The following is a 19,352-nucleotide window of genomic DNA, read 5'->3' as shown; positions in this document are numbered from 1 at the left end:
TGATGACCGCATGTCCGATGCCCCTGTCCTCTTCGTCGCCTCCAGCGGGGGGCACCTCGCCCAGTTGTGGTCACTGCGCCCCTGGTGGGAGGGGCGCCGACGCGTCTGGGTGACGTTCCCGACCCCCGACACCTCGTCCCTGCTCGACGGCGAGGACGTGCGGTGGGCGCACCACCCGACCACCCGCAACGTCGGCAACCTGCTGCGCAACCTGGTGCTCGCGGTGCGCACGTTCGCGCGGCTGCGGCCCGCGGTGGTGGTCAGCACCGGCGCGGGCGTCGCACTGCCGTTCTTCGCCGTCGCCTGGCTGCTGCGCATCCCGACCGTCTACATCGAGGTCTACGACCGCATCGACTCCCCCACGCTGACCGCCCGGCTGTGCCGGCCGTTCACCCGCCTGTTCCTCGCCCAGTGGGAGGAGCAGCGCTCGTTCCTGCCGTCCGCCATCACCGTGGGGCCGCTGCTGTGACCGACAACCCCGCCGCCGGTTCCGGGGGCGACCACTCCGACCGCCGCCCGCTCGTGCTCGTCACGGTGGGCACCGACCACCACCCGTTCACCCGCCTGGTCGACTGGGCCGACGCCTACGCCGCCGCCAACCCGGACGTGCGGATGCTGGTGCAGCACGGCACGAGCGCGGGGCCCATCGTGGCCGAGGGCGCCGCCTACCTCGACGGCGACCGGCTGCGGGCGGCCATGCGCGCGGCCGCGGTCGTGGTCACTCACGGCGGCCCGGCCACCATCTCCGAGGCCCGCCGGGCGGGGCACCTGCCGGTGACCGTGGCCCGCGACCCCGAGCTGGGCGAGCACGTCGACGACCACCAGATCCGGTTCGTGGCCCGCCTGGACGACGCGGCGATGGTGCGCTCCTGCGCCACCGCCCAGCAGTTGGGCGCCACACTCGACAAGGCGCTGGCCCAGCCCGACGAGTTCCGGATCGACCTCGCCACCGGCGACGGCCCCGCCGAGGTGGCGCGGCGCGTCGGCGACCTCATCGACCTGCTCACCCCGGTGGCCCCGAGGGACCGGCCGATCCCCGAGCCCGCCCGGCTGCCGTTCGGCGGCGCGTGGCCGGAGGTCACCGTCGTGGTGCCCACCCGCGACCGCCCGGAGCTGCTGCGCCGCACGCTGCGCTCGATCGCCGCCCAGGACTACGCGGGCACCATCACCACCCTGGTCGTCTACGACCACGACGACCCCGACCCCTCGCTGGCGCACGACGAGGGCGACCGCCCGGTGCAGGTGCTGGCCAACACGCTCAGCCCCGGTCTTGCGGGGGCCCGCAACACCGGCATCCTGGCGGCGGGCACCGAGCTGGTGGCGTTCTGCGACGACGACGACATCTGGCTGCCGGGGAAGCTGCGGGCCCAGGTCGAGCTGATGCGGGCCGAGCCCGCGACCGAGATGGTGTGCTGCGGCATCCGGGTGGTCTACGACCGCTCCGAGGCCGAGCGGGTCCTCGACCGCACCACGATCACCTTCGCCGACCTGCTGCGGTCGCGGCTGACCGAACTCCACCCGTCGACGTTCCTGATCCGCCGGGCGGCGCTGGTCGACGGCTGCGGCGCGGTGAGCGAGGAGATCCCCGGCGGCTACGGCGAGGACTACGAACTGCTGCTGCGCATGGCGCGGCGGGCGCCCATCCGCAACATCCCCGAGGCCGAGGTGCGGGTGCTGTGGCACCGCCGCTCGTTCTTCAGCGCCCGCTGGCAGACCATCTCCGCCGCTCTGCGCTGGCTGCTCGCGGAGTACCCGGAGTTCCGGCTGTCGCGCCGCGGCTACGCCCGGGTGGCCGGCCAGATCGCGTTCGCCGAGGCGGCGGCCGGCCGGCGCGGCGCAGCGCTGGAGTGGACCCTGGCCACGCTGCGCTCCCGCCCCGCCGAGGGCCGCGCCTACCTCGCGGTGGCGGTGGCCTGCGGGCTGCCGTCGGCGCTGGTGCTGCAGGCCCTGCACCGCCGCGGCAAGGGCATCTGACCCGGGCCGCACCGCCCGCGGGTGCGCCCCGCCCCCACGGGGGGCGGGGCGTCCGCGTGCCGGGGGTCAGCCGGTGCCGCGGGTGGCGCGGCCGAGCGCGTCGGCCACCGCCTCGCGGGCGTGGTCGGGGATGGTGACGTAGTCGCTCCGCCCCGCCTCGGCGAACCCTCGGGTGGCGTGCTCGTCCTGGAGTACCCGGAAGTCGCAGGTGGGCGCGGTCATGCCGTCCCACAGCTTGACTGCGCGCACCCGCTCGTAGCGGGGCAGCACCTCGGGGATGGCGGCGTACCACTCGGCGGTGGCGGCGGGGTCGCTGAGGGGGACGGTGCCCATCTCGCCGACCATCACCGGCTTGTCCGGGTCGATCCCGTGCCGTTCGCCCTCGTTCTGGATCCACTCGTAGGTGGGCGCCAGCGCCTCCTCGAACGACACGACGTGGTCCCAGTTCGGCTGGAGTTCGCAGCCGGTCATGTTGTACGCCTCCCAGGAGATCCAGTCGACGTGGTCGTTGCCCGGCCACAGCTCCGGCAGTCGGTCGAGGTTGGCGGGCCAGCCGGTCACGTTCCACACGAAGACGGCCTCGTCGGCGCCGTTCTCCCGGTAGAGGTCGACCAGGTGCCGCCAGGCGGCGGTGAACTCCTCGGGGGTGCCGCGCCGCTGGTAGCGCCGGTTGGCGTCGGCCTCGTGGTCGAAGGTGACGAACACGGGGGTGTCGAGGCCGGCCAGGCCGCGCGCCTGAGCGGCGAGGGCGTCGTCGTAGGCGCCGCCGGTGATGTCGGTGTAGCGCACGGCCGGGTGGCCGGGCCGCTCGAACTCGCGCGCCTCGATGTTGACGTGCAGCATCCGGCCGTCGGCGGCCATCCGCCGCTCGCGCGCGGTGGGGACGCCCTCCTGGTCGACGCCGTGCCAGGTGTAGACGATGTCCATGGGCCGCCCGGCGGCCTCCTCCAGGGCGGCGACGTCGCCCTTCCAGGGGCTGGCCCCCCACCAGGCACCGCACGAGGGCTCCAGGATGTCGCTGACCTCGCACTCCGGCCCGGGTTCGGGCTCGGGCCCGGGTTCGGGGGACGGCTCGGCCGGTTGGGGCGGGTCGGTGGGCAGCCACGGCAGGGGCGGCAGCCAGAACTCCCAGTCGGTGGTGCCGGCGGTGGCGGGTGCGGCGGCGCCGGGGGCGCGGGCCGCCGCCGGGTCGGCGGGGGCGGCGCACGCCACCGCCATCGACAGGGCCAGCGCCGCACCGCCCGCCCGCACCGGGCGCCCGGGCCCGCCGCCGTCCCGGCCCGTCGCGGTGCCCCGACCCGTCCTGCGCTCTACCCTCCGTTGTCCACGCATGTACAGATAGTTACCATACGCACTTGCATACCACCGCCAAGTAATCGCATGCGGCGCGCCGGGGGCGTATCCGACATGCCCGGCACCACCCGCCGGGGCGGTCCGGCGGGTCAGTAGCCGAAGCGCCACCGCACCGGCAGGGTGAGGGCCGACACCAGCGCCCGGCTGCGCGGCGCCAGGCCTTCGCGCCAGGTGAGGTCCGGGCGCACCCGCACCTCGCCGGTGCGGAACCGCATCGGGTTGCCCGACACCGTGTGCGTCGCCGACAGCAGCACCGCGCCGTCCGCGCCCACGGGGGTGTCGCCCTCGTGGCCGGCGAACGCCGCGATGGCGCGGAACTCCGCGGCCGGGTCGGCGGCGAAGTCCTCGTAGCGGACCCGGCGGGTGGGGGTGCCGGTGCGGTGCAGCGCCGCCAGCGCGGCGTTCTGCGCCATCCACTGCACCGCCGCCCGGCCCGGCGAGTACCGGGCCATCTCCTGCTCCGGGCTGGTGGGGGTGGCGTCGGGGCGCGGCACCCGCTTGCCCCAGGCGTGCGCCACCGCCCGCGGGTCGCGCACCACGTGCAGCACCCGCAGCCGCTCGCCGTAGCGGTGGCGCAGGCACACCGCCAGCGACGCGTGCTTGCTGGCGTCGACCACCACCCGGCACCCGCTGACGCGGGCGATGGCGGAGTACAGGGCGTCGTAGTACCCGGTGTAGCGGGCGAGGGGGTCGGCCAGCGCCTTCGGCGGCCGCGCCGCCAGCAGGCGCGGGACGTGCCGGGTGCGGTCGACGGCGGACTTGAGCGCGAGCACGGCACGGGGGTCGACCCGGTCCCACCCGCCGAACGCCACCGCGCCCACCTCGCCCCAGAACGCGCACTCGCGGAACGGGGCGCCGCAGCCGCAGGGCTCCCCGTCGATCAGGGCCCGCTGCCACATGTGCACCACCTCGCCCACGGAGCACACGCCCGGCAGCTCGCCGAGCAGGCGCTCGATCAGCGTGGAGCCGGACCGGCCGATTCCCCCGACGAAGACCAGGTGAAAGTCGCTCACCGGCCCAGATTATTACGGAGGGTGACCGGCACGCCGGAGCGCGCGCCGGGCCCGGCGGCGCGTCGCGCGCCACCGGGCCCGGCCGCCGCCGGTCCGGCCGGGGCGCGGGTCAGTCGGCGTTGACGATCATGCCGGCGCCCACCGTGGCGTTGGTGGCCTCGTCGATGAGGATGAACCCGCCGGTGAGGCGGTTGCGCTTGTACTCGTCGGCGAACAGCGGCTGGGTCGAGCGCAGGGTGATCCGGCCGATCTCGTTGAGGCCGAGGGCGGCCGCGTCCTCGTCGCGGTGCAGGGTGTTGACGTCCAGCCGGTAGCGCAGGTCGCGCACCATCACCTTGGCGGTGCGGGTGGTGTGCTTGATCAGCAGCCGGGAGCGGGGCGCGAGCTTGCCGCTCTCCGACATCCAGCACACCATGGCGTCGATGTCCTGGGTGGTGCGCGGCTGGTTGTTGGGCCGGCAGATGAGGTCGCCCCGGGAGATGTCGATGTCGTCCTCCAGCAGGAGGGTGACCGACATCGGGGGGAACGCCTGGTCGACGTCGCCGTCGGCGGTGGTGATGCGCTTGATGCGGGTGGCCAGCCCCGAGGGCAGGTGCAGGACCTCGTCACCCGGCTTGAGCACCCCGCCCGCCACCTGGCCGGCGTAGCCGCGGTAGTCGTGCAGCTCGGGGTCGTCGGCCCGCTGCGGCCGGATCACGTACTGGACGGGGAACCGCACGTCGATGAGGTTGCGGTCGGAGGCGATGTGCACGTTCTCCAGGTGGTGCAGCAGCGACGGCCCCTCGAACCAGGGCATGTTCAGCGACCGGTCGACCACGTTGTCCCCGTGCAGCGCCGAGATGGGGATGAAGGTGAGGTCGCTGACGTCGAGCTTGGCGGCGAACGCGGTGAACTCGCGCTGGATCTCCTCGAACCGCTCCTGGGAGTAGTCGACCAGGTCCATCTTGTTCACGGCCAGCACCAGGTGCGGCACCTGGAGCAGGGTGGTCAGGAAGGCGTGCCGGCGGCTCTGCTCCTGGAGCCCCTTGCGCGCGTCGACCAGGATGATCGCCAGGTCCGACGTCGAGGCGCCGGTGACCATGTTCCGGGTGTACTGGATGTGCCCGGGGGTGTCGGCGATGATGAACGTCCGCCGCGGCGTCGCGAAGTAGCGGTAGGCCACGTCGATGGTGATGCCCTGCTCGCGCTCGGCGCGCAGGCCGTCGGTGAGCAGCGCGAGGTTGGTCTGCTCCTCGCCGCGGCTCCGGCTGGTGCGCTCGACCGCGTCGAGCTGGTCCTCGAAGATGGACTTGGAGTCGAAGAGGAGCCGGCCGATCAGGGTGCTCTTGCCGTCGTCCACGGAGCCGGCCGTGGCGAACCGCAGGATGTCTGTACTCATGTGCACGCGTCCAAAGGTCAGGGGTGGTCCGTCCTCGCCGGTTCCGCCCGGGGCGGCGGGCGCCGGGGCGCCCGGCCGGCGGTGTCGCCGGCGCGGCTAGAAGTAGCCCTCGCGCTTGCGGTCCTCCATGGCGGCCTCGCTGGTGCGGTCGTCGGCGCGGGTCTCGCCGCGCTCGGTGATCCGCGTGGCGGCGATCTCGGCCATGATCTCGTCCAGCTCGACGGCCGAGGAGCGGACGGCCCCGGTGCAGGTCATGTCGCCGACGGTGCGGTAGCGCACGGTCGCGTCGAACAGCGGCTCGTCGTCGCCGCGCGCGATGAACGGACTGTCGGCGAGCAGGATGCCGTCGCGCTCGAAGACCCGCCGCTGGTGGGCGTGGTAGATGGAGGGCAGCTCCAGCCGCTCGCGGGCGATGTAGCCCCACACGTCGAGCTCGGTCCAGTTGGAGATCGGGAAGACGCGGATGTGCTCGCCCATGTTGGTGCGCGTGTTGTACAGGTTCCACAGCTCGGGCCGCTGGGCCTTGGGGTCCCACTGCCCGAACTCGTCGCGGAAGGAGAACACGCGCTCCTTGGCGCGGGCCTTCTCCTCGTCGCGGCGCGCGCCGCCGAACGCCGCGTCGAAGCGGTGCTCCTCGATGGCCTCCAGCAGGGCGGCGGTCTGCAGCCGGTTGCGGCTCGCCCACCGGCCCGTGGGCTCGCTGACCCGGCCGGCGTCGATCTGCTCCTGTACGGAGGCGACGATCAGCTCGACGCCGGCCTCCGCGACGCGGCGGTCGCGGAACTCCATCACCTCGGGGAAGTTGTGGCCGGTGTCGACGTGCATGACCGGGAACGGGATCGCCCCCGGCCAGAACGCCTTCTCGGCGAGTCGCAGCATGACGATGGAGTCCTTGCCGCCGGAGAAGAGCAGCACGGGCCGCTCGAACTCGGCGGCCACCTCACGCATGATGAAGATCGCTTCGGCCTCGAGGAAGTCCAGCTGGGAGAGCTGGTAGCGTCCGAGGGCCGAGGTATCGGCCTGACTCATGAACCCGCCTCACGCTCGTGGGCCGCGCCCCGGCGGGAGACTCGCTCAGCCGCCGACGTGTGGACCCGCGCCATCCCGATCCGTGACGTCACGGATGCTCGCCAACAACATACCCGACAATTCCGGTCGGCATACAAGGATATCGGGGAGGGACGGATCAGGCGCGTTGTACACCAAACGGGCACCATCCACCCGCGAGGCGTGCAGCCCGGCGGCCCGCGCCACCGCGACCGGGGCGGCGCTGTCCCACTCGAACTGGCCGCCCGCGTGCACGTAGATGTCGGCGATCCCCAGCAGCACCGCGCAGATCTTGGCCCCCGCCGACCCCATGGGCACGACCTCGGCCCCGAGCTGGGTGGCCAGCCGCTGCACGAAGTCCGGCGGCCGGGTGCGGCTGGTGGTGATGCGCAGCCGCTGGTCGGCCGGGCGCTCCTCGGGCAGCCACGGCGGGTCGACGGTCGACAGCGTGCTGCCCTGGGCGGGCAGCGCGACCGCGCCGGCCACCAGCTCGCCGTTCTCCCACAGCGCCACGTGCACCGCCCAGTCGGTGCGGCCGGACTCGGCGAACTCGCGGGTGCCGTCGAGGGGGTCGATGATCCACACGCGGCGCGCCTTCAGCCGCGCCGCGTCGTCGACGCCCTCCTCCGACAGCACGGCGTCGCTCGGCCGCAGCCGGCCCAGCGCGGAGAACAGGAACTCGTGCGAGGTGCGATCGCCGAGGGTGCGCAGCACCTCGGGCTCGTCGAACCCGTGGCGCGCCCGCAGGCGGAGCAGCTGCTGCCCCGCCTCGGTCGCGAGGTCCCGGGCGACTTCATGATCGTTTCGGATGCTGCTCACCGGCCTCAGTATGCTCCCGCTCCACGGATCACCGCCGACCACGTCTTCCACAGGATCTGGACGTCCAGGGTCAGCGACCAGTTTTCCACGTACCGCAGGTCGAGGCGGACGGACTCCTCCCACGAGAGGTCCGAGCGCCCGCTGACCTGCCACAGCCCGGTCATACCCGGTTTCACCACCAGTCGGCGGCGGACGTCGTGGCCGTACCGCGCCACCTCCTGCGGCAGCGGCGGCCGCGGGCCCACCAGCGACATGTCGCCCCGGACGACGTTGAGCAGCTGCGGCAGCTCGTCGAGCGAGTACCTGCGCAGCCACCCGCCGACCGGGGTGACCCGGGGGTCGCGGCGCATCTTGAACAGCACGCCGTCGTGCTCGTTCGCGACCCGCAGCGCCGCCTGGAGCGCCTCCGCCCCGACCACCATGGTACGGAACTTGTACAGCACGAAGGCGGTTCCGTCCTTTCCGACACGCGTCTGCCGGAAGAGCGCCGGCCCGCCGTCGTAGGCGCGGATCAGCACGACGAGGACGAGGAACAGCGGGGCCAGCACCGCGAGCGCCGCCGCGGCGGCCGCCCGGTCGAACCCGCCCTTGAGCACCCGCCGCAGCCCGGACAGCTCCGGGTGCTCCACGTGCAGCAGCGGCAGCCCGGCCACCGCGCGGATCGTGGTGCGCGGCCCGGCCACGTCCATCAGCGCCGGCGCGACGGTGAGGTCCGTGCCCGACTTCTCCAGCCGCCACGCCAGCCGGCGCAGCTCCGCGCCGTCCATCTCCGGGCAGGAGAGCACGGCGACGGTGTCGGCGCCGGCCGCGGCGGCGACCTCAGCGGCGGCCGTGAAGTCGCCCAGGACCGGGCAGCCGTCGACCCGGTCGGCGCCCTCCCCGGCGGTGGGCGCGCCCGGGGGCAGGCAGACGCCGATGACGCGCATCCCGTGGTAGGGCTCGCCGCGGAACAGCCGGATCAGGTCGCGCGCGCCCTCGCGGTGGCCCACGACCAGCACGCCCCGCATGCACTCGCCCGTCCGGCGCCGGCGGTGCAGCCGCTTGCGCCAGCCGTAGCGCAGCACCAGGCTCAGCCCGACCAGAGTGGGCAGCGCGATGAGCACGTAGCCGCGCGCGACGTCGGTCTTGGTCGCGTAGGCCGTGATGGCGACCGCGGCGGTCAGCACCACGCCGGCGCTGAGGACGCGGCGGAACTCCTCGGTGCCGATGCCGGCGAACCGCCGGGCGTAGCCGCCCGCCACCGCCACCACCAGCACCCACACCAGGGGCAGCGACAGGGAGAGCACCAGGTAGGGCGCCGTGCTCGGGGTGGCCACCGACTGGTGGAACCGCACCTGCACGGCGAGTGGGCCGGCGATCGCGGCGGCCGCGGCGTCGAGTAAGACCAGGCCGCGCGCGTAGGACCCGATCCACCCCGGCGGCCGGCTTCCGGCGGTGCGACGGACAGCGGGACCCGCTCCGGTCCTCTCCACGACGGCCATGCCTGCCTACCCCCAACGTCCCTGTGCGAGATCCGCGCGCGGCCGCGGCGTCCAAGCGCACGGCGGCCGGACGCACGGCGCGCGGCGGCGTGCGGACATCTGCGGTCAAAGGTGGCCATCGGCGCGGAATACGGCCCGACGTCGCAACAGTAACTGAAACACATTGAAAGAACGCGCAGCGTGAAGTAAATGGCGGCAAAAGGACCCGGCGGACGGCCGGGTCGGAAACGGGCGGGAGGCCCTGGGGCGCCGCCGGATCGGCGGCGCGGGCGCCTACTGCGCGGTGTGGAAGACGTTCTGCGCGCGGTCCAGGCCGTCGGCGAGGACGGTCTCGACGGCGTCGGCGGCGCGCTCGACCAGCACGCCGAGGTCGCGGCGCTCGACCGAGGAGAAGTCCTTGAGCACGAACGCGGCGGCGTCCATGCGGCCGGGCGGGCGGCCCACCCCGACGCGGACCCGCGTGTAGTCGGGCCCGGACAGCGACGCGGTCAGCGACCGCAGCCCGTTGTGCCCCCCGGCGCCGCCGCCGCGCTTGAGCCGCAGCGCGCCGAACGGGATGTCCAGCTCGTCGTGGACGACGAGGATGTGCGTGAGGGGGATCTTGTAGAACGCGGCGAGTCCGGACACCGGGCCGCCGGAGAGGTTCATGTAGGAGCGGGGCTTGGCGAGGACCGCGGGGACGGCGCCGATCCGGGTCTCGGCGACCTCGGCGCGCGCCTTGTGCGCGCGGAACCGCTCGCCCTGCCGCTGGGCGAGGGCGTCGACCACCATGAACCCGACGTTGTGCCGGTTGCCCGCGTAGGTCGGACCGGGGTTGCCCAGCCCGACCACCAGCCAGCGCTGCGCGCCGTCGGCCGCCATGTCCGCGCCCTCCTCCGTCGTCGCCGTGCCGCCGGCGGGACCGGCCCCGGACACGGACGCGCGGCCTCCCCGCCAGCGTCGCAGGAGACCGCGCATCATCGCCGTTGTCCGGTTCGCCGTGGGGACCGCTACTCGGCGGCCTCGGCGGACGCCTCGGCGGGGGTCTCGCCCTCGGCCTCGGCGGACTCCTCGCCGGCCTCCTCGGTCTCCTCGGCCTGCGGGGCGGCGACGGTCAGCACGATGGTCTCCGGGTCGGTGACCAGCGTGGTGCCCGACGGCAGCTTGAGGTCGGCCGCGGTGGCGTTGGTACCGATCTCCATGCCCTCGACGTCGATGGTGACGCCCTGCGGGATGTGGGTGGCCTCGGCCTCGACCTCGACCGCGACGAGCTCCTGGGTGAGCACACCGCCGGCGACGACGTCGCCCTCGACGTTGACCGGGATCTCGACGCTGACCTTCTCGCCCTTCTTCACGACGATCAGGTCGACGTGCTCCAGGAAGCCCTTGATGGCGTCGCGCTGGACGCTCTTGGGCAGCACCAGGTTGTCGGTGCCCTCGATGCCGTCGACCCGCAGCAGCACGTTGGGGGTCTTCAGGGCGAGCATGAGTTCGTGGCCGGGCAGGGTGATGTGGCGAGGCTCGGTGCCGTGGCCGTAGAGGACGGCCGGCACCTTACCCGCGCGGCGGGCGCGACGCGCGGCGCCCTTGCCGAATTCCGTGCGCGGCTCGGCAGCGATGCGTACCTCGGACACGACAAAACTCCTCGGGATCGACCCCGCATGGACGGGGAACACGACTTGTCTGGAACGACTCCCGCCATGACGGGAAAGCTCTCGGGTGGGGCGTCCCCACGTCGAGCTGGGAGGACACGACCGCGTCGGGCCGGGCCGCTACGCCGGTCCCGCAGGGGGCGACGGCGGCTCGGGAACCCGCGAACACGGGGACACCCGATCAAGTCTACTGGTTCCGCCGACGACTCCGAACACGCCCGGCCCCGGGTACCGGGCGGCGCCGCCCGGTACCCGGCGGTCAGTTCTCGAACAGGCTGGTGACCGAGCCGTCGCTGAACACCTCGCTGATGGCGCGGGCGAGCAGCGGGGCGATGGAGAGCTGGGTCAGCTTCTCGAACTGCCGCTCCTTGGGCACCGGCAGCGAGTTGGTGATGACCACCTCGGAGATGCGCGAGTTCTGCAGGCGCTCGGCGGCCGGCCCGGACAGCACGCCGTGCGTGGCCGCGGCGATGACCTGGGAGGCGCCCTGCTCGAACAGCGCGTCGGCGGCCTTCACGATGGTCCCGGCGGTGTCGATCATGTCGTCCACCAGGATGCAGGTCCGGCCCTCGACCTCGCCGACGACCTCGTGCACCTTGACCTCGTTGGCGACGTCGGGGTCGCGCCGCTTGTGGATGATCGCCAGCGGCGACCCCAGGCGGTCGGCCCAGCGGTCGGCGGTGCGCACCCGGCCGGCGTCCGGCGACACCACGGTGGAGTCGGCGGCGGCCACGCGCGAACGCACGTAGTCGGCCAGCAGCGGCAGCGCGAACAGGTGGTCGACCGGGCCGTCGAAGAAGCCCTGGATCTGGTCGGTGTGCAGGTCGACGGCCATGAGCCGGTTGGCGCCCGCGGTGCCGAACAGGTCGGTCATCAGCCGGGCCGAGATGGGCTCGCGGCCCCGGTGCTTCTTGTCCTGGCGCGCGTAGCCCAGGAACGGCGTCACCACGGTGATGCGCTTGGCCGAGGCGCGCTTGAGCGCGTCGACCATGATGAGCTGCTCCATGATGGACTCGTTGATCGGGTCGGAGTGGCACTGCAGCACGAACGCGTCGCACCCGCGCACCGACTCCAGGTACCGCACGAAGATCTCGCCGTTGGCGAAGTCCTGGAACCTCGTCGGCGCGACGTCGATGCCGAGCTGTTCGGCCACCTGCTCCGCCAGCTCGGGGTGGGTGCGCCCCGAGAACAGCATGAGCTTCTTCTGACCTGCGGCCTTCATGCCGGTCACTTTCAGATCCCCCACAGACACGGATTCACTCGCCTCGGCGACGCTCTTCGCCCTTGGCGGCACGCTGCGCGGCCTCGGCCGCCGCGGTGCCCGGGCGCTTACGCTCGACCCAGCCCTCGATGGTGCGCTGGCTCCCGGAGGAGACCGCCAGCGCGCCGGGCGGGACGTCTTCACGGACCACGGTCCCGGCGCCGGTGTAGGCGCCGTCCCCCACGTGCACGGGCGCGACGAACATGTTGTCGCTGCCGGTGCGCGCGTGGTCCCCGATGGTCGTGCGGTTCTTGGTGACACCGTCGTAGTTGACGAACACCGACGACGCTCCGATGTTCACGCCCACGCCGATGTCGGCGTCGCCGACGTAGGTGAGGTGGGGCACCTTGGACCCCTCGCCGACGGTGGAGTTCTTCACCTCGACGAACGTGCCGATCTTGGCGCCGGGGCGGATCACGCTGCCGGGCCGCAGGTAGGCGTAGGGGCCGACGGTGGTCTCGGCGCCGATGTCGGCGCCCTCGGCGACCACGTGGCGGACCACGGCGTCGTCGCCCACGGCGGTGTCGGTGAGCAGCGCGCCGGGGCCGACGCGGGCGCCCTCGCCGATGGCGGTGGTGCCGCGCAGCTGGGTCTGCGGTTCGAGGACGGCGTCGCGGCCGACGCGCACCCCGGCGTCGACCCAGGTGGTGGCGGGGTCGACCACGGTGACGCCGGAGCGCATCAGCTCGGTGAGGAGGCGGTCGTTGAGCAGCCGGCGGGCCTCGGCGAGCTGCACCCGGTCGTTGACGCCCTGGATCTCGACCCAGTCGGCGGCGGGGGCGGCGTCGACCCGGTGGCCGTCGCCGCGCAGGATCGCCACGGCGTCGGTGATGTACTCCTCGCCCTTGGCGTTGTCGGTGGACAGCCGGGTGACGACGTCGGCCAGCAGCGCGCCGTCGAAGGCGTACATGCCGCTGTTGATCTCGTCGACCGCGCGCTGCTCCTCGGTGGCGTCGGCGTGCTCCACGATGCCGGTGAAGGCGCCGGAGGCGTCGCGGACGACGCGGCCGTAGCCGGCGGGGTCGGGCACGCGCGCCGAGAGGACGGTGACGGCGCTGCCGGCGGCCTCGTGCGCGGCGACCAGGTCGGCGAGGGTGCGGCCGCGCAGCAGCGGGGTGTCGCCGTAGGCGAGCACCACGGTGCCGGAGAGCCGCACACCCTGGGCGTGCAGCGCCTCGACGGCCATGCGCACGGCGTGGCCGGTGCCGTTCTGGGTCTCCTGCACGGCGGTGGCGACCTCGGGCGCGGTGTCGGCGAGGTGGCGCACGACCTGGTCCCGGCCGTGGCCGACCACGACGACCGTGCGCTCGGGGTCGGTCTCCCCGGCGGCGGCCAGCACGTGGCCGAGCATGCTGCGGCCGCAGATCTCGTGCAGGACCTTCGGCAGCCGGGACTTCATTCGGGTGCCCTCGCCCGCCGCGAGGACGATGACGGCAGCCGGGCGGCTCACGCTCACTGGCGGAGACTCCTCATGTCGCTGGCGGATGAACGGTCGTCGGCGTCGGAGCGCGGCGGCGCGGTGGACGCGCCCGCCCGCGGGGTTCGACGAGACGTGTCGGCGAGGCTGACGGCGCCGAGGGGCAGGGGGAACACCCGTGCGCCGGGCCGACATGGGAAGGATACATGCGCCGTTCGCCGCGCTCGGGGGCGGTCGCGGCGGCGGGGGGCGGCGGGCGGGACGCGGGGCCGGTGGCGCCGCGTGAGCGGGGCGGGGTGTGAGCCTCGTCGCCACCGGGGGTGCGGCGCGGGCGGCCGCGCGCCGGGGAGGAGGGCTCCCGGGCCAGGGTTCGAACCTGGACAAACGGAGTCAAAGTCCGCGATGCTGCCGATTACATCACCCGGGAAGGAGACCACGCGGTGCGGCGCCCGGCCGGGGCCGGGTCGGCCTCCGCCGTGTCCCGTCGCAGGCAACGATAGCCGCTTCCCGTCCGGACGGCATCCTCGTTGCGCCCGCCCGCCGGCCCGCGCCCGCCGCCGCACCGCTCCCGGCCGGCCCCCACTCCCGGCGCCGCACGCCGGCCATCCGCGGCCCGCCGCCCCACCCCCCTGCGACCCAGCGCACACCGCCCCGCGGTTTTCCGCGCGCCTCGGGGGTATCAAACCTACGGCAACGTAGGTTACGGTTACGTAGGTATAAGTTACGACGACCGCCGGGCGGTCGGGTGGCGGCGGTGCTCCACGTCCGCGCCCCCGCGCTCCGCACGGCCGTCCAGAGGTAGGTGGGATCATGACCGCAGCACCCGAGGTCCAGCCGGACATCGCGACCCGACGCGCCCCCGAGCCGGAACTGGACCCCGCGGGCCGGGGCCGGGCCGAGCGCTACACCGTGTTCGCCTTCGTCTTCGTTCCGCTCCTGGCACTCGCCGCCGCGGTGCCCTTCGCCTGGGGCTGGGGGCTGACCCTCACCGACGTCCTCATCGCCGCGGTCTTCTACCTCGTCAGCGGGCTCGGCATCACCGTCGGCTACCACCGCTACTTCACGCACGGCTCCTTCAAGGCCAACCGCCCCCTGCGCATCGCGCTGGGCGTGGCGGGCAGCCTGGCCATCCAGGGCAGCGTCGTGAAGTGGGTGGCCGACCACCGGCGCCACCACAAGTACGCCGACGCCGAGGGCGACCCGCACTCCCCCTGGCGCTTCGGCGACGACTGGCGCTCGGTCGCCAAGGGCCTCTACTACGCCCACATGGCCTGGCTCTACCTCGACGAGGAGAAGACCTCGCCGAAGCGCTTCGCGCCCGACCTGCTGAAGGACAAGGACATCGTCCGCGTCGACAAGTGGTTCGTGCCGATCGTCGCGTTCAGCCTCTTCGGCCCGGCGCTCATCGGCGGCCTGGTCACCATGTCGTGGTGGGGCGCCCTCACCGCCTTCTTCTGGGGCGGCCTGGTCCGCGTCGCGCTGCTGCACCACGTCACCTGGTCGATCAACTCCATCTGCCACACCATCGGCGAGGAGAACTTCGAGGTCCGCGACCGCTCGCGCAACGTGTGGTGGCTGGCCATCCCGTCCTTCGGCGAGTCCTGGCACAATCTCCACCACGCCGACCCGACGTGCGCCCGGCACGGTGTGCTCAAGGGCCAGGTGGACATCTCCGCCCGGGTCATCTGGATGTTCGAGAAGATGGGCTGGGCGAGCAAGGTGCGCTGGCCCAACGCCGAGCGCCTCGCCGCGAAGCGCGTCAGCCCCTAGATCCGGAGTGGGTGGCCACCATGGGAGCCGTGAGCGAGCCGAAGAGCCGGTCGCGCAGAAAACGCATGACCGGCCGGGAGCGCCGGGAGCAGCTGCTCGGCATCGGGCGTGAGCTGTTCGCCGAACGCGGCTTCGACGGGACCTCGATCGAGGAGATCGCGGCCCGGGCCGGCGTGTCCAAGCCCGTCGTCTACGAGCACTTCGGCGGCAAGGAGGGCATCTACGCCGTCGTCGTCGACCGCGAGATGCAGCAGTTGCTCGCCATGGTCGGCGACTCCCTCACCGCCGACCACGCCCGGGGCAAGCTGGAGAACGCCGCCATGGCGCTGCTGGAGTACGTCGAGGAGCACAGCCAGGGGTTCCGCATCCTGGCCCGCGACTCCCACGCCGCCTCCGGCACCGGCAGCTTCGCCAGCCTGATCAGCGACATCGCGACCCAGGTCGAGCACATCCTGGCCGAGGAGTTCCTGGAGCGGGGGTACGACCCCGGGCTCGCCCCGCTCTACGCCCAGTCGCTGGTGGGCATGGTCGCGCTGACCGGCCAGTGGTGGCTGGAGGTGCGCAAGCCCAAGCGCGAGGTCGTGGCGGCGCACCTGGTGAACCTCGCCTGGAACGGCCTGTCCAACCTCGAAGGGCGGCCCCGGCTCGACACCGTGGCGCGGATGCGGCGGGTCGAGTAGCCGGCCCGGACGACGACCACAGTGGCCCCGCGGACGACCGCGGGGCCACTGTCTTGATATCGAGAGATAAGCTGTCGGCATGCGCGACGAGGTGGACGGACTGGTCGAGGCGTGGCGGAGCGAGCGCCCGGACCTCGACGTCGAGCCCCTGCAGGTGCTCAGCCGGGTCTCCCGGCTGGCCCGGCACCTGGACCGCGCCCGGCGCACGGTCTTCACCGACCACGCCCTGGAGCCGTGGGAGTTCGACGTGCTCGCCGAACTCCGCCGCTCCGGCCCGCCCTACGAGCTCAGCCCCGGGCGGCTGCTCCGGGCCACCCTGGTCACCTCCGGCACCATGACCAACCGCATCGACCGCCTGGCCGCCGCCGGGCTGGTCGGCCGCCGCCCCGACCCCGCCGACAAGCGGGGCGTCCTGGTCCGGCTCTCCCCCGAGGGCCGCGAGCGCGTCGACGCCGCGCTCGCCGCACTGCTCAGCTACGAGGAGTCCCTGCTGGGCGGGGTGTCCCGCGCCGACCGGGACACGCTCGCCGGCCTGCTCCGCGCCGTCCTGTCGCCCCTGGACGAGTGACCCCGCCGGCCGCGCCGCGGCCCGCGCCCGCCACCCGCCCCGCCGCGGGGGTGTGATCCGCGGTCCGCACCGGGTAGGGGGCGCCCGGCACGTTCCCCGCCCCGATGGAAGGTCGCACCCCGTGAAACTCCGCTGGACCGCCGCCCTCGCCGCCACCGCCGTCGCCGCCGCCGCGGTCGGCTGCTCGCCCGGCGGCGGTGGGGAGGAGGCGGCGGGCGAGCACTACTACGTCTCCCTGGGCGACTCGCTGGCCGTGGGCGTCCAGCCGGGCGACGAGGGCCCCGTCGAGACCTCCGAGGGCTACACCGACGTCCTCTACCGCGACCTCTACGGCACCGACTCCGGGCTGCGCCACGAGCGCATGGGCTGCTCCGGCGAGGACACCACCACCTTCACCGAGGGCGGCCTGCCCGACTGCGCCTACGCCGAGGGCTCGCAGCTCCGCGCGGCCGAGGCGTTCCTGGCCGACCACCGCGGCGAGGTCGACCTGGTCACGGTCGGCATCGGCGCCAACAACTTCACCGGCTGCGCCCAGCGCGACGACGGCACGGTCGACACCGACGTCGACACCGCCTGCGTCGAGGACGGCCTGCGCCGCCTGGAGGAGGAGGCGCCGCGCATCGCCGAGCGGCTGCGCGACGCGGCGGGGCCGGACGTCGAGATCGTCGGCATGACCTACTACAACCCGTTCCTCGCGGCGCTGCTGGTCGAGGACGTCAACGAGCAGATCTCCGGCGGCGCCGACGGCCCCGAGGCCGACGAGCCCTCCAACCGGGACCTGGCCGCCTACTCCACGGAGGTCCTGGAGCGGGCCAACGGCACCCTGGTGGACGCCTACACCGCCGAGGACATCGAGGTGGCCGACGTGGCCGCCGCGTTCGACTCCGCCGACACCGCCGTGCCCGAGGACAGCGTCACGGGCATGCCCGCCAACGTGCAGCGGATCTGCGACTACACCTACATGTGCGACACCGCCCTGGGCCCCGACATCCACACCAACGAGGCCGGGGCGCGCGAGATCGCGCGGGTGTTCCGGGAGACCGTCGACGCCGGCTGACCGCGCCGCCCGCCCCGCGGCCGGGGCGGCGGCGCGGCCGCCGGCTCAGCCGCCGAGGCGCTCGGCCTCGGTCAGCCAGACCTCCTCCAGCTCGGCCTTCTCGGCCTGGAGGGTCTTCAGCTCCGCGTCGAGGTCGGCCAGCCGGGTGTAGTCGTCGGCGGCGGCGGCCATCGCCGCGTGCAGTTCGGCCTCGCGGGCGCCGATCCGGTCCATGCGCCGCTCGGCGCGCTGCATCTCCTTCTGCGCCGCCCGCCGCTCGGCCGCCGACAGCCCCGCCGGGGGCGCCGCCTCGGCCGGGGCGGCGTCGGCCGGCGCCGTGCCCGGGACCGCCGCCGGCGCGCCGCCGCCGGCGGCGGCGCGCCGGGCCAGGTACTCGTCGACCCCGCCCGGCAGGAACTTCACCCCGCCGTCGCCCAGGAGGGCGAGCACCCGGTCGGTGACGCGCTCCAGGAAGTAGCGGTCGTGGCTGACCAGCACCAGCGACCCCGGCCAGCCGTCGAGCAGGTCCTCCAGCTCGGTCAGCGTCTCGATGTCGAGGTCGTTGGTGGGCTCGTCCAGCAGCAGCACGTTCGGCTCGTCCATGAGCAGCCGGAGCAGCTGGAGCCGCCGCCGCTCGCCGCCGGAGAGGTCGCCGATGGGGGTCCACTGCCGCTCGCCGCGGAAGCCGAAGCGCTCCAGCATCTGGCTGGCGGAGAACTCCTTGCCGCCGATGGAGATGTGCGTGCGGACCTCCTCGACCACCTCCAGCGGGCGGCGGTCGGCGGCCAGCTCGTCCAGGTTCTGCGAGAGGTGGGCCAGCCGGACGGTGCGGCCGCGCCGGACCGTCCCGCCGTCGGGGGCGCGCTCGCCCGCCAGCGCCCGCAGCAGGGAGGTCTTGCCGGAGCCGTTGACCCCGACCAGGCCCACCCGGTCGCCGGGGCCGAGCTGCCAGTCAACGCCGTCGAGCAGCACGGTGTCGCCGCCGGTCAGCCGGAGGCCGTGCACATCGATGACGGTCTTGCCGAGGCGGGAGCTGGCGAAGCGCACCAGTTCGACGGTGTCGCGCGGCGGCGGCTCGTCGGCGATGAGCGCGTTGGCGGCGTCGATGCGGAACCGCGGCTTGGAGGTCCGGGCGGGCGGGCCGCGGCGCAGCCAGGCCAGCTCCTTGCGCATGAGGTTCTGCCGGCGCTCCTCGGCCGCCGCGGCCAGGCGCTGGCGCTCGGCCTTGGCCAGCACGTAGGCGGCGTAGCCGCCCTCGTAGCGCTCGACGCGGCCGTCGACGACCTCCCATGTGCGGGTGGTGACGGCGTCCAGGAACCACCGGTCGTGGGTGACGACCACCAGGGCCTCGCGGCGGCCGCGCACGTGCTCGGCCAGCCAGGCGATGCCCTCGATGTCGAGGTGGTTGGTGGGCTCGTCCAGCAGCAGCAGGTCGTGGGTGTCGACCAGCAGCCGGGCGAGGGCGGCCCGCCGGCGCTCGCCGCCGGACAGGGCGGCCATCGGCGTGCCGAGGTCCCACCCGCCGAGGAGGCCGCGCAGCACGTCGCGGGCGCGGGCGTCGCCCGCCCACTCGTGCTCGGGCCGGTCGCCCAGCACGAACGCGCCCACGGTGCCGCCCGGCCGGTGGTCGCGCTGGTGCAGGTGGCCGACGCGCAGGCCGCGGTTGTGCACCACGCGGCCGGAGTCGGGCTCGGTCAGCCCGGCGACGACCGACACCAGCGTGGACTTGCCGCCGCCGTTGCGGCCGACGACGCCGATCCGGTCGCCCTCCTCGACGCCCAGGGAGACCCCGTCGAGCAGCACGAGCGGCCCGTAGGCCAGGGACACGTCCTGAAGGTTGAGCAGATTCATCGTGCTTCCATTGTGGCGGCCCGGCCGGACCGCCCCGACCACGCCGCCCGCCCGCTCCGCCGGGGCCGGACGT

General features: G+C 73.8%; 17 protein-coding genes and 1 tRNA gene. 6 read left to right on the top strand and 12 right to left on the bottom strand.

What is annotated here, in order from left to right:
- The first annotated feature begins 10 nt into the window (after positions 1-10).
- Entirely contained in the window at positions 11-469 is a 459-nt protein-coding gene (locus NT8_RS07680; protein ID WP_067965738.1) for a glycosyltransferase family protein, read from the top strand.
- Positions 466-1,974 (top strand): glycosyltransferase, encoded by a 1,509-nt coding sequence (locus tag NT8_RS07675; protein ID WP_067965735.1) that lies wholly within the window; start codon positions 466-468, stop codon positions 1,972-1,974. Before NT8_RS07680 ends, NT8_RS07675 begins: the two co-directional genes overlap by 4 nt.
- A gap of 66 nt (positions 1,975-2,040) precedes the next feature.
- On the opposite strand, the gene NT8_RS07670 is transcribed toward NT8_RS07675, so the two are convergent.
- The 11 genes from NT8_RS07670 to NT8_RS07620 all read right to left on the bottom strand — a co-directional run bounded on the left by NT8_RS07670 (position 2,041) and on the right by NT8_RS07620 (position 13,801).
- Positions 2,041-3,225 (bottom strand): glycoside hydrolase family 26 protein, encoded by a 1,185-nt coding sequence (locus NT8_RS07670; RefSeq protein ID WP_245646077.1) that lies wholly within the window; start codon positions 3,223-3,225, stop codon positions 2,041-2,043.
- A 191-nt stretch (positions 3,226-3,416) separates the two neighbouring features.
- Positions 3,417-4,340, bottom strand: a complete 924-nt coding sequence (locus NT8_RS07665; protein ID WP_245646076.1) for a sulfotransferase — start codon at positions 4,338-4,340, stop codon at positions 3,417-3,419.
- Positions 4,341-4,449: 109 nt separating this feature from the next.
- Positions 4,450-5,718 carry a sulfate adenylyltransferase subunit CysN gene (cysN, locus tag NT8_RS07660; protein ID WP_067965730.1) on the bottom strand — a complete coding sequence of 423 codons (1,269 nt, stop codon included), beginning with the start codon at positions 5,716-5,718 and terminating at the stop codon, positions 4,450-4,452.
- Between the two features lie 96 nt (positions 5,719-5,814).
- The gene (gene cysD / locus NT8_RS07655; protein WP_067965728.1) at positions 5,815-6,747 is read right to left on the bottom strand and encodes a sulfate adenylyltransferase subunit CysD; all 933 of its coding nucleotides are present in this window, start codon (positions 6,745-6,747) and stop codon (positions 5,815-5,817) included.
- A gap of 45 nt (positions 6,748-6,792) precedes the next feature.
- Positions 6,793-7,584: a 3'(2'),5'-bisphosphate nucleotidase CysQ gene (locus NT8_RS07650; protein WP_067965727.1), complete on the bottom strand. Its 792-nt coding sequence runs from the start codon at positions 7,582-7,584 to the stop codon at positions 6,793-6,795.
- Positions 7,585-7,589: 5 nt separating this feature from the next.
- On the bottom strand, positions 7,590-9,065 hold the full coding sequence (locus NT8_RS07645; RefSeq protein WP_067965724.1) for a sugar transferase: 1,476 nt from the start codon (positions 9,063-9,065) through the stop codon (positions 7,590-7,592).
- 273 nt (positions 9,066-9,338) lie between these two features.
- Positions 9,339-9,926, bottom strand: coding sequence for an aminoacyl-tRNA hydrolase (pth, locus tag NT8_RS07640; RefSeq protein WP_067965722.1), 588 nt, complete (start codon positions 9,924-9,926; stop codon positions 9,339-9,341).
- Between the two features lie 128 nt (positions 9,927-10,054).
- Entirely contained in the window at positions 10,055-10,678 is a 624-nt protein-coding gene (locus NT8_RS07635) for a 50S ribosomal protein L25/general stress protein Ctc (protein WP_067965720.1), read from the bottom strand.
- Between the two features lie 277 nt (positions 10,679-10,955).
- On the bottom strand, positions 10,956-11,927 hold the full coding sequence (locus tag NT8_RS07630) for a ribose-phosphate diphosphokinase (protein WP_067965718.1): 972 nt from the start codon (positions 11,925-11,927) through the stop codon (positions 10,956-10,958).
- Between the two features lie 25 nt (positions 11,928-11,952).
- On the bottom strand, positions 11,953-13,413 hold the full coding sequence (glmU, locus tag NT8_RS07625; protein WP_067965716.1) for a bifunctional UDP-N-acetylglucosamine diphosphorylase/glucosamine-1-phosphate N-acetyltransferase GlmU: 1,461 nt from the start codon (positions 13,411-13,413) through the stop codon (positions 11,953-11,955).
- Between the two features lie 316 nt (positions 13,414-13,729).
- A tRNA-Gln gene (locus NT8_RS07620) sits at positions 13,730-13,801 on the bottom strand.
- A 383-nt stretch (positions 13,802-14,184) separates the two neighbouring features.
- Between NT8_RS07620 and NT8_RS07615 the strand changes: the two genes are divergently transcribed.
- From NT8_RS07615 to NT8_RS07600, 4 genes are all read left to right on the top strand, one after another.
- The gene (locus NT8_RS07615; protein WP_067965714.1) at positions 14,185-15,144 is read left to right on the top strand and encodes an acyl-CoA desaturase; all 960 of its coding nucleotides are present in this window, start codon (positions 14,185-14,187) and stop codon (positions 15,142-15,144) included.
- Between the two features lie 20 nt (positions 15,145-15,164).
- Positions 15,165-15,824, top strand: coding sequence for a TetR/AcrR family transcriptional regulator (locus NT8_RS07610; RefSeq protein WP_067965746.1), 660 nt, complete (start codon positions 15,165-15,167; stop codon positions 15,822-15,824).
- A 79-nt stretch (positions 15,825-15,903) separates the two neighbouring features.
- Positions 15,904-16,392 carry a MarR family winged helix-turn-helix transcriptional regulator gene (locus tag NT8_RS07605; RefSeq protein ID WP_067965712.1) on the top strand — a complete coding sequence of 163 codons (489 nt, stop codon included), beginning with the start codon at positions 15,904-15,906 and terminating at the stop codon, positions 16,390-16,392.
- Between the two features lie 121 nt (positions 16,393-16,513).
- On the top strand, positions 16,514-17,449 hold the full coding sequence (locus NT8_RS07600) for a GDSL-type esterase/lipase family protein (protein WP_067965710.1): 936 nt from the start codon (positions 16,514-16,516) through the stop codon (positions 17,447-17,449).
- Between the two features lie 45 nt (positions 17,450-17,494).
- On the opposite strand, the gene NT8_RS07595 is transcribed toward NT8_RS07600, so the two are convergent.
- Positions 17,495-19,279, bottom strand: coding sequence for an ABC-F family ATP-binding cassette domain-containing protein (locus NT8_RS07595; protein ID WP_067965708.1), 1,785 nt, complete (start codon positions 19,277-19,279; stop codon positions 17,495-17,497).
- Positions 19,280-19,352: the final 73 nt, after the last annotated feature.

The sequence above is a fragment of the Nocardiopsis trehalosi NBRC 14201 genome, assembly GCF_001552555.1.
Classification (GTDB): domain Bacteria; phylum Actinomycetota; class Actinomycetes; order Streptosporangiales; family Streptosporangiaceae; genus Nocardiopsis_B; species Nocardiopsis_B trehalosi.
The sequence above is the reverse complement of the archived record's forward strand: the minus strand, read 5'-3'. Positions and strand labels throughout refer to the sequence as shown.

What these genes read in the sequence shown, in the direction of transcription:
- NT8_RS07680 (WP_067965738.1), top strand. Translation starts at nt 11, where the DNA reads ATGTCCGATGCCCCTGTCCTCTTCGTCGCCTCCAGCGGGGGGCACCTC.
- cysN (WP_067965730.1), bottom strand. Translation starts at nt 5,718, where the DNA reads ATGAGTACAGACATCCTGCGGTTCGCCACGGCCGGCTCCGTGGACGAC.
- cysD (WP_067965728.1), bottom strand. Translation starts at nt 6,747, where the DNA reads ATGAGTCAGGCCGATACCTCGGCCCTCGGACGCTACCAGCTCTCCCAG.
- NT8_RS07645 (WP_067965724.1), bottom strand. Translation starts at nt 9,065, where the DNA reads ATGGCCGTCGTGGAGAGGACCGGAGCGGGTCCCGCTGTCCGTCGCACC.
- pth (WP_067965722.1), bottom strand. Translation starts at nt 9,926, where the DNA reads ATGGCGGCCGACGGCGCGCAGCGCTGGCTGGTGGTCGGGCTGGGCAAC.
- NT8_RS07615 (WP_067965714.1), top strand. Translation starts at nt 14,185, where the DNA reads ATGACCGCAGCACCCGAGGTCCAGCCGGACATCGCGACCCGACGCGCC.
- NT8_RS07610 (WP_067965746.1), top strand. Translation starts at nt 15,165, where the DNA reads ATGGGAGCCGTGAGCGAGCCGAAGAGCCGGTCGCGCAGAAAACGCATG.
- NT8_RS07605 (WP_067965712.1), top strand. Translation starts at nt 15,904, where the DNA reads ATGCGCGACGAGGTGGACGGACTGGTCGAGGCGTGGCGGAGCGAGCGC.
- NT8_RS07595 (WP_067965708.1), bottom strand. Translation starts at nt 19,279, where the DNA reads ATGAATCTGCTCAACCTTCAGGACGTGTCCCTGGCCTACGGGCCGCTC.